Here is a 6931-nt window from a genome sequence, read left to right as displayed (position 1 = left end):
GCACCGATGTACGCGATCACCGTGACCGCGTTCACATCGACCGGCGTGGCCGCCGACCCGAAGGACGTCGCACCGTTGGCGAGAAGACCCAGGGTGACCGCGGGGTTGAGGTGGGCGCCGGAGGCGTACGACACGATCACACCGGCGAAGACCGCAAGGCCCCAACCGATGTTCACCATCAGAGTGCCGCCGTTGAAACCCTTGCTCCGCACGAGCGCCACGTTGGCCACCACGCCGCAGCCCAGGAGCACGAGCATGGCGGTGCCCACGAGCTCCGATAAGAAATCGATACCGAGATTGTCCACGATGACCTTCCTTCGCACTGTTCGGCCGCCCGCTGCGGCCCCCGGGGTGAGCGGTACGTGCCAACAGTATCCCCAGGCACTTGCCAGGTACATGCCCGGCCGGCCCGTGTCGCCCGGCGCACGCCCGACCGCCGCCCATCCGGAGGTCTATCGGTTCGCGCGACCGACGGCGTAGATTTGCCCTGGACGGCCGGGGCGTGCCCCCGCTGACAGACGCGCGGCAACCGGAGGGTATTTCAATGAAGAAGCTCATCAACGATCCGAAGAACGTCGTCGACGAGGCGGTGGCCGGGTTCGGGGCCGCGCACGGCGACATCGTCACCGTGTCGCTCGACCCCGTGTACATCGCCCGCCTCGACGCGCCGGTCGCCGGCAAGGTCGGAATCGTCTCCGGCGGCGGCAGCGGGCACGAACCCCTGCACGGCGGTTTCGTCGGGTTCGGGATGCTGGACGCCGCCGTTCCCGGGCCGGTGTTCACCTCTCCCACCCCCGACCCGATCCTCGCGGCGACGAAGGCCGTCGACGCCGGCAAGGGCGTGCTGCACATCGTGAAGAACTACACCGGCGACGTGCTCAACTTCGAGACGGCCGCCGACCTGGCGTCTGCCGAGGACATCGAGGTGCGCACGGTGATCGTCGACGACGACGTGGCCGTGAAGGACTCGCTCTACACGGCCGGCCGCCGAGGGGTGGCGGGCACGGTGCTGGTGGAGAAGATCGCCGGGGCCGCCGCCGAGCGCGGGGACGACCTCGACGCCGTCGCCGACGTGGCCACCAAGGTGAACTCGCGGGTGCGAACCATGGGAGTGGCCCTCACGCCGTGCGTCGTGCCGCACGCCGGGGAGCCGAGCTTCGAGCTCGCCGACGACGAGATCGAGATCGGCATCGGCATCCACGGCGAGCCGGGTCGCGAGCGCATCACGCTCGAGCCGGCCGACGCGATCGTCGACCGCCTGCTCGGCCCGATCCTGGAAGACCTGCCCTTCGAGTCGGGCGACGAGGTGCTGCTGCTCGTCAACGGAATGGGTGGTACGCCCCAGGTGGAGCTGTACATCGTCTTCCGGCGTGCGGCCGAGGTGCTGGCCGAGCGGGGGATCATGGTGACCCGCTCGCTCGTGGGCAACTTCGTCACGTCGCTCGAGATGCAGGGTGCCTCGATCAGCGTGCTGAAGCTCGACGAGGAGTTGACCGAACTGTGGGACGCACCGGTGCAGACGGCTGCTCTGCGCTGGGGAAGGTAGAGGAATGGCTTCGAGCACGACGGCACTGGGCATCGACTGGACGACCGACTGGATCAGGCGCACGGCGGACGTGATCGACGAGCACCGGGTGGAACTGGTGACGCTCGATCGCGCGATCGGCGACGGTGATCACGGCGAGAACCTCGACCGCGGGTTCATCGCGGTTCGGGCGAAGCTCGACGATCTGCCCGCCGACGCGACGCCGGGCGACGCGCTCAAGCTGGTCGCCACCACCCTCATCTCCACCGTGGGCGGAGCCTCAGGGCCCCTGCTCGGCACGGCGTACCTCAAGGGCGCCGCAGCCGTGGGCAAAGAGTCCGAGCTCGACGGGGCGGCCATCGTGTCGTTCCTGACGGCGGCCCGCGATGGCATCGTGCTGCGCGGCAAGGCCGAGAGCGGTGACAAGACCATGATCGACGCCTGGACCCCGGCGGTGGAGGCCGCTGCGGCCGCCCAGGCGGAGGGGGCAGGGCCCGCCGAGATCCTCGAGGCCGCCGCCGCGGCGGCCGAGGCCGGCGCCGTGGCCACCGAGCCGCTCGTGGCCCGCAAGGGCCGGGCGAGCTACCTCGGCGAACGGGCCATCGGGCACCGCGACCCGGGCGCGCAGTCGTCGTCGCTCATCCTGCGGGCGGCGGCGGATGCGGCGGCGGCAGCGGGCGGAGCGGCTCGATGACCGGCACCCTCGGAAAGGTCGGCGTCGTCTTCGTCTCGCACAGCGGCAAGATCGCGGAAGGCCTCGTCGACCTGGCGCGGCAGATGGCCGGCACGGCCACGCTGGTGGCGGCGGGCGGCACCGACGACGGCGGAATCGGCACGAGCTTCGACCGGGTGAGCGCCGCCGTGCTGGCCGCGGACTCGGGGGAGGGGGTGGCCGTGCTCTGCGACCTCGGCTCCGCCATCCTCACGGCGGAGACGGCCCTCGACTTCCTCGACGAGGAGGTGCAGGCGCGGGTGCGCATCGTCGACGCGCCCCTCGTGGAGGGCGGAGTGGCTGCGGCGGTGGCCGCCGAGTCCGGTGGGTCGCTCGCGGAGGTCGTGGCGGCGGCCGAGTCGGCGTCGTCTGCCCTGCAGGTGCCGTCGCCGGAGGCGGGAGGCGGTCGGGATGCGGCCGTGCCCGTGTTCGAGACGCCGGCCGCGGCATCCGGAGCCCCGTCGCGCACGGTCACGATCGTGAACCGTGACGGACTGCACGCCCGCCCGGCGGCCGAATTCGTGAAGCTGGCCAGCACGTTCGACGTGAAGGTGACGGTGAACGGAAAAGACGCGAAGAGTCTGCTCGGCATCATGTCGATGGGGCTCACGAAGGGGTCCACCGTCGAGATCACGAGCACCGACCCGGCGGGCGCCGCGGCGGTGGACGCGCTGGCCGACCTGGTGGAGTCGGGCTTCGGCGAGGAGTGAGGGGGCGGCTCAGCCCTCGTCGCGGCGAGTGAGCACGAAGAGCGGGATCTCCCGGTCGGTCTTGGACTGGTAGTCGGCGTAGTCGGGGTAGGCCTCGACGGCGCGCTGCCACCAGAGGGCCTTCTCGTCGCCCACGACCTCACGGGCCGTGTAGTCGTGCTTCTCGGTGCGATCCTGCAGCTCGACGTGCGGTTCGGCCACGATGTTGTAGTACCAGACCGGATGCTTGGGCGCGCCTCCGAGTGAGGCCACCACGGCGTACTCTCCGTCGTGCTCGACGCGCATCAGCGGCGTCTTGCGGAGCTTGCCCGATCGGGCGCCGACGGTGGTGAGGATGACGACGGGCATGCCGCGGAGCGTGGTGCCCTCGGTGCCGCCCGACCCCTCGTAGACGTCGAGCTGCTTTCGGGCCCAATCGCTGGTGCCAGGTTCGTACTCTCCGGTCAAAGGCATGGGTCGATCGTACGATGCGCAGACGAGAGGTGGTGAGGTCGGCCGGGATCCGTGCGAAGATCGAGTCGGGGAAAACGGGGGTCGATGTGCACGACCGAGAGGATCTGAGGAACACGATGGCAAGCGGAACTACGACGAAATGCCCGGTCTGCGGGAAGTCGGTCGCCATCGGGTTCGTGTCTCAGACCACGATCCAGCACGAGGACAAGCACGGCTTCCGCTGCTCCGGTTCGGGCACCATGCCCGCTGCCGCGACTCCGCGGGGCGGGGCGCGCACGGGGGGATCGGCCACCGGCGGCTCGGCTTCCCGCACCGGCTCCGCGAAGCCGCCGAAGACGAGCCCGGCCACGAAGGGCGGGGTGACGGTGCGTAAGCTCGAGGTCGACCCCGAGGAGCTCAAAGCCCGCCAGGAGAGCGCCGAGCGACGGCGCGAGGAGCGGGCCCGGGCGGCCCGCGAGCGAAACTCCATCGGTCTGTCGTACTTCGACGAGCCCAACCGCTGATCGTTCGGCCACCTGCCGGGCGGGCCACACCCTCCGGTCCCTTCCTGGAGGGCGCCGGCACGCGGCGGCTGGCCGGATTCGCGCTGGACGTGCTGCCCGACGAGGTGCACGGGTACGCAGAACCCCATCTCGACGGGGGCGCGACCGCTCTCGCGGTGCTGCACGCGCAGCCGTCGGTGTACGCCACTCTGGCGAGCGGTGACGCCGCCGTGGTGGAGGTGTGGGAGGCGCTCCGGGGCGATGCCGAGGGACTGATCGAACAGCTCAGGATGCTTCGCGAACGCCATTCGCCGGCGTTCTTCGCCGGGGTGCGTGATCGAGACCTGGCCCCGGATGCGGCCGGCTCGCTCGCACCGGTCGAGCGTGCTGCCCGTCACGTGTACCTGCGCAACACTGCTCGGCCCGACGCCGCCGGCGCCTCGCCGCGTCGGAGTGCCGACGCGGTGTTCGGACGCGAGGCGCTGGCCATCGACGAGGCGGGCCTGCGCGCGGCCGCCCGACTGCTCTCGGAACGCGACGTACGGTTCCAGGTGACGGCGCCCTTCGAGCTGCTCCCGGCGCTGCGGGAGGACGACGTGGTGTGGCTGAGTGCGGCCGACGCGCAGCGCGATGCCGACACCGACGCCGATCAGCGGGTGCAGCGGGAGCTGAGGAGCCTCGTGGGTTCGATCGTCGCGCGCGGTGCCGGGGTGCTGGCTCCCGCGCATCCGCTGCTGGAGGGCGTTCGGGAGTTGGGACCGGTTCTCGAAACCGACGGTGTGACCCTGCTGGCCAGCGCGGGACTCCGCCGCTCGCACCGTCGCTGAACCCGAGGGCGCGACCGGTCGGAAAGAAATTCGCCGCGGTTGTCGATTTCGCCCGGCGCCGTTCGACGCAATAGTAGGAGGTGCCATCAGGCGTCTCACGACGAAGGAGCCGGACCATGAAGGACATGCTGATCATGCGAACCACTGCCGAGGCCCTCGAGGCGTCGAAGAGCCTCGACTTCGAGGAGATCATCAACGCGATGGGCGCGTTCAACGAATCGATGATCGAGGCCGGCGTGCTGATCGGCGGCGACGGGCTGTCGGATGCCGCCGAGGGATTCGTGGTCGACTTCTCGGGCGAGACCCCGGTCGTGACCGACGGGCCTTACGGGGAGGTGCACGAGCTGTTCAACGGCTTCTGGATCGTGCAGGTCTCGTCGAAGCAGGAGGCTCTGGAGTGGGCGAAGCGCGCGCCGCTCGGGCCCGGGGTGAAGCTCGAGGTGCGCCGCATCACCGACGAGAGTGACTTCGAGCAGTTCTCCGACAACGAGTACATCCAGAAGGAGAAGGACTGGCGCGGCGAGGGTGCCTCGCGCGCGGGGGAGTGACCTCCGCGGACTCCGCTCGCCAGGCCGTCGACGCGGTGTGGCGCATCGAGGGGGCCCGCATCCTCGCCGGCCTGGTGGCGTCGGTCGGCGACCTCGGAACGGCGGAGGATGTCGCGCAGGAGGCGGTGGCCGATGCGCTCGTGCAGTGGCCCGTGGACGGCGTTCCCCGCAATCCGGGGGCGTGGCTGACCGCCGTGGCCTCCCGGAAGACGATCGATGCGTGGCGGCGGCGAGGGCGTCTGGACGACCGGTACCGGGCGCTCGCGCACGGTCTCGAGGAGCAGGCGCCTGCTCCCCAGGAAGATCAGCTGATCGGCGACGGGGTGCTGCGCCTGGTGTTCATCGCCTGTCATCCGGTGCTCGGTCGTGAGGCGCAGGTGGCGCTCACCCTGCGGGTGGTCGGCGGGCTGTCGACGGAGGAGATCGCACGGTTGTTCGTGCTGCCCGTCGCGACGGTGCAGCAGCGCATCGTGCGGGCGAAGAAGACCCTCTCGGCTGCCGCGGTGCCGTTCGAGACCCCGGGTCCTGAGGAGTGGGGCGAGCGGCTCAGCGGGGTACTGGCGGTGGTCTATCTCATCTTCACCGAGGGGTACTCGGCCACATCCGGAGACCGGTGGATGCGCCCCGAACTCGCGAACGAGGGCCTGCGGCTCGGGCGGGTGCTGTCGGCCCTGGCCCCGCGGGAGCCGGAGGTGCACGCTCTGGTGGCGTTGATGGAGCTTCAGGCGTCGCGATTCGCCGCGCGGACGGCGGCCGACGGGAGTGCCGTTCTGCTGGCCGATCAGGATCGGCGGAGGTGGGACCGCGGACAGATCGCGCGCGGGAGGGCGGCGCTCGAGCGGGCGGACGACGTCGCGCGCCGTCGTGGCCGTGGGCGCGGGCCCTCTGCGCTGCAGGCGGCCATCGCCGAGTGCCATGCCGTGGCTCCGAGCGTGGAGCAGACCGACTGGGAGCGCATCGTGGTGCTGTACGAGGCGCTCGGGCGGCTGGCCCCGAACCCGGTGGTGGAGCTGAACCGGGCCGTGGCGGTGTCGATGGCGGTCGGGCCCGCCTCGGCGTTGCGGATCGTGGACGGGCTCGTCGAAGCCGGAGCGCTCCGTGGCTCGTATCTGCTGCCCAGCGTGCGCGGCGAACTGCTCGCCCGACTCGGTCGCGTCGACGAAGCCCGGTCGGAGCTGCTCGCGGCGGCGGGGCTCACCGGGAACCTGCGCGAGGAGCAGGTTCTGCGCGCGAAGGCGGCGGCCCTCCGGGAGGGTTAACCGTCCGAAGGGATGCTCGCGGCGGCGCGCACCCGAACCACCACGGTTAGCAGCGCACCCACGGCTGCGGCGATGAAGGTACTGAGCGCCAGCCAGTTGATCACGTCGTCCAGCGGGGAGCCGTCTGGCACCTCGGCCGTGATGGAGAACCGGCCGTCGGCCCCGGTCATGGTGGTGACCGCGGCCACGGAGGCCACCACCACCGCGGCCACGAACAGTACCGCCGCGGCCAGGTAGGCGAGGCGGAGCCAGACGAGGAGGGCTGACGGGCGGGTGGACACGCCTCGATGATACGGGTTCGCACGCGCCCCGCGCCGTGCGGACCTCGCACGATCCGCCGCGTTTGGCTAGGCGGCTGCGGGCCCGATTCTCGGCGCGTAGGCACAGGAGGGCCCAGCCGATCGGCTGGCGATCG

The 6931-nt window shown here is 71.1% G+C and carries 10 protein-coding genes; 7 read left to right on the top strand and 3 right to left on the bottom strand.

From position 1 onward, the window contains the following. Window positions 1-257 (bottom strand): aquaporin (locus tag ACEXOR_RS17265; RefSeq protein ID WP_374850980.1); only part of this gene is annotated, 257 nt, incomplete at its 3' end. Between the two features lie 287 nt (window positions 258-544). Between ACEXOR_RS17265 and dhaK the strand changes: the two genes are divergently transcribed. Genes dhaK through dhaM form a run of 3 tightly spaced genes read left to right on the top strand, consistent with a single transcriptional unit; the run spans window position 545 to window position 2947 of the window. Beyond that, window positions 545-1546: a dihydroxyacetone kinase subunit DhaK gene (gene dhaK, locus ACEXOR_RS17260; protein WP_374850978.1), complete on the top strand. Its 1002-nt coding sequence runs from the start codon at window positions 545-547 to the stop codon at window positions 1544-1546. 4 nt (window positions 1547-1550) lie between these two features. Next, on the top strand, window positions 1551-2219 hold the full coding sequence (gene dhaL, locus ACEXOR_RS17255; protein WP_374850977.1) for a dihydroxyacetone kinase subunit DhaL: 669 nt from the start codon (window positions 1551-1553) through the stop codon (window positions 2217-2219). Then, on the top strand, window positions 2216-2947 hold the full coding sequence (gene dhaM, locus ACEXOR_RS17250) for a dihydroxyacetone kinase phosphoryl donor subunit DhaM (protein WP_374850976.1): 732 nt from the start codon (window positions 2216-2218) through the stop codon (window positions 2945-2947). Before dhaL ends, dhaM begins: the two co-directional genes overlap by 4 nt. Before the next feature lie 9 nt (window positions 2948-2956). Here dhaM and ACEXOR_RS17245 read toward each other — a convergent pair whose 3' ends face one another. Beyond that, complete coding sequence (locus tag ACEXOR_RS17245; protein WP_374850975.1) at window positions 2957-3400, bottom strand: nitroreductase family deazaflavin-dependent oxidoreductase; 444 nt, start codon at window positions 3398-3400, stop codon at window positions 2957-2959. Between the two features lie 176 nt (window positions 3401-3576). Here ACEXOR_RS17245 and ACEXOR_RS17240 point away from each other — a divergent pair, with 176 nt between their 5' ends. The 4 genes from ACEXOR_RS17240 to ACEXOR_RS17225 all read left to right on the top strand — a co-directional run bounded on the left by ACEXOR_RS17240 (window position 3577) and on the right by ACEXOR_RS17225 (window position 6516). Then, a complete protein-coding gene (locus tag ACEXOR_RS17240) occupies window positions 3577-3903 on the top strand; it encodes a hypothetical protein (RefSeq protein WP_374850974.1) in 327 nt (108 codons plus the stop codon). An 89-nt stretch (window positions 3904-3992) separates the two neighbouring features. Beyond that, window positions 3993-4709, top strand: a complete 717-nt coding sequence (locus tag ACEXOR_RS17235) for a DNA adenine methylase (protein WP_374850973.1) — start codon at window positions 3993-3995, stop codon at window positions 4707-4709. Between the two features lie 116 nt (window positions 4710-4825). Beyond that, window positions 4826-5257: a YciI family protein gene (locus ACEXOR_RS17230; RefSeq protein ID WP_374850972.1), complete on the top strand. Its 432-nt coding sequence runs from the start codon at window positions 4826-4828 to the stop codon at window positions 5255-5257. Next, window positions 5254-6516, top strand: coding sequence for an RNA polymerase sigma factor (locus ACEXOR_RS17225; protein WP_374850971.1), 1263 nt, complete (start codon window positions 5254-5256; stop codon window positions 6514-6516). The genes ACEXOR_RS17230 and ACEXOR_RS17225 overlap by 4 nt, the downstream gene beginning before the upstream one ends. Here the strand turns inward: ACEXOR_RS17225 and ACEXOR_RS17220 are convergent. Continuing rightward, window positions 6513-6797, bottom strand: a complete 285-nt coding sequence (locus tag ACEXOR_RS17220; protein WP_374850970.1) for a hypothetical protein — start codon at window positions 6795-6797, stop codon at window positions 6513-6515. The genes ACEXOR_RS17225 and ACEXOR_RS17220 overlap by 4 nt on opposite strands. Window positions 6798-6931: the final 134 nt, after the last annotated feature.

This window comes from Herbiconiux liangxiaofengii (assembly GCF_041927335.1).
GTDB classification, from domain to species: Bacteria; Actinomycetota; Actinomycetes; order Actinomycetales; family Microbacteriaceae; genus Herbiconiux; species Herbiconiux liangxiaofengii.
Note: the sequence above shows the minus strand (reverse complement) of the source record. Positions and strands in the feature narration are given on the sequence as shown.